The sequence below is a fragment of the Bacillus sp. JJ722 genome (assembly GCF_036963345.1).
GTDB lineage: Bacteria > Bacillota > Bacilli > Bacillales > DSM-1321 > Bacillus_AD.
On the sequence record NZ_JBALMO010000303.1, the window covers coordinates 8338 to 10283 of the forward strand.

The 1946-nt window shown below is 30.9% G+C and carries 3 protein-coding genes; 1 reads left to right on the forward strand and 2 read right to left on the reverse strand.

Annotated elements, in window-relative coordinates; genetic code table 11:
- Positions 1-115 precede the first annotated feature (115 nt).
- Positions 116-1078, reverse strand: coding sequence for a LacI family DNA-binding transcriptional regulator (locus V7014_RS24470; protein WP_335511263.1), 963 nt, complete (start codon positions 1076-1078; stop codon positions 116-118).
- Positions 1079-1169: 91 nt separating this feature from the next.
- On the opposite strand from V7014_RS24470, the gene V7014_RS24475 reads away from it, so the two are divergent.
- Positions 1170-1343 carry a hypothetical protein gene (locus tag V7014_RS24475; RefSeq protein WP_335511266.1) on the forward strand — a complete coding sequence of 58 codons (174 nt, stop codon included), beginning with the start codon at positions 1170-1172 and terminating at the stop codon, positions 1341-1343.
- A 112-nt stretch (positions 1344-1455) separates the two neighbouring features.
- Here the strand turns inward: V7014_RS24475 and V7014_RS24480 are convergent.
- On the reverse strand, positions 1456-1946 hold a 491-nt coding region (locus V7014_RS24480; RefSeq protein ID WP_335511268.1), incomplete at its 5' end, for an HAD hydrolase family protein.

The window sequence follows — 1946 nt, forward strand, 5'->3', positions numbered from 1 at the left end:
TTTTCGAACAGCCCCTTTTTAAAGTTAAATAAGTTTGTATCAACCATTACTTATCTTTAAACAATAAATAAATTGTTTAATTTGTACAAAACTTAAGCATTTCAGTATAAAAAGTCTATACAGTTTGCCGCTCTATCAATGTAACTTGTATCTCTTCTCGAGAAATACTTGTGTTATTAACTGCTTGAATGAACAGTTTCCTTCCTATTTCACATAATGGAATCTCTAAAGTAGTTATATGCATAATTTTAGCTATTGGTTGATTATCAAATCCCATTATGGCTAGATCATTTGGTATCTCAATCCCTTTTTCCTTACAGAAAGTAAGAATACCTGCAGCTACGATATCACTTGAAACTAATAGCGCTGTTGGCGGATTGTTCATTTCTGATATTCGTCGGACCACTTGTACACCGTCTTCAAAATTATTACAATCATAAAAAATATATTCAGGCACAACAGGCATATTGATTTTATCTGAAAAATCTATGTAAGCTCGCTCTCTTTGTTGACTATTAGTACCTGATTTTCTTCCTAGACAATATCCAATCTTGCGATGTCCCTTATTATATAAATACTCTAATGCTGTAAAGAAACTTTTATAATGATCAATATATGTTGCAGATACATTTTTACCTTTAGCATCCTCAAATAGAATGATTGGCCCATAAGATAGATACTCCTCGATCATATTCCACTCACAATTTCTTGAACATATAATTAAAGAATCGATTTGTTTATGTTTTAACATCATGAAAGCTTCAATTTCTCTATCTTTTTCATAATTTGTTTGTAATAAAACCAGCTTATAGTTCTTTTTTATAGCTTCTTTAGCTATTCCTTCCACTAGTTGCCCGAAATAAGGATGATTTGTATATGGGACAACAACACCAATAAGAAAAGTTTGCCCTTTACTTAAATGTACTGCATTAATATTCCGTTGATAATTACATAGATCCATAGCGTTAAGTACAGCATTCTTTTTTTCTGTACTTACATAAGGATGATTATTTATCACTCTGGAAACTGTTGTTACAGATACTCCAGCCATTTTTGCGATATCTTTAATATTTGCCATAATGTCACCTGATTTTTTTAAACTTTTTGCTTGTTCTGAAATGCGTTTCACCATTTACAATGAATTCATAACTAAGAGGAGGTACATAAATATGGTTTTTATTTTGGCAGTTAATACCTTAATTTTATTGTTTGTTTGCACTCTAGTGTACTTATCACTTCCTAATTCTCATCGAGAAAAGAATCAGCCGATAAGAGCACTTGAAAGAAAAGTGAAATATTTTTACACGTATTTATTTGAAGTATACAATCAAACTATAGTATAAAGAAGGAGTGAAATTTTCGCCCCTTCTTTTTTGGTGTTGATTAAAATAGTTGCAAATATTATCAAAAGTTTTATTCGTAAATAACGGCATCTCATGAAACACTCTTCGCTTTTTATAAAATATAATTATTTATTGTGTGTGACACTCCTCCGTTATTGTTATTATAGGTTTCAAAATTGGCCAATTGTTTAATTGGAGGAATTGCACTTTGCATCGCTATACCATTTTCAAAATAAGTGAACAAACCTAAATCATTTTGATTAGCACCGATGACGTAACAATTTTGAAGTGGTATATTACACTTTTTGATTAAATCTTGAATAGCCCTTTCTCTACTAATTTTAGTACATCCCAATTCAAGATTAAATTGATTGGATTGAGTACTCATAATGGGTGTGAGTGTATTGACCAAACATTTTAGTTTCTCTAACTTTTCTTTATGTGGAGTTACAACAATAAACTTTACAACTGGTCCTAGTACATATGGTGTGATGTAAGATTGAGATAACGCTAGCCTTTGTTGTTCAATTTGAGGCCTAATACTCTTCCAAAAGAAATCTTCATCAACGTGTGAGGTTTTTAAATCTTCATCCAAAAACTCGT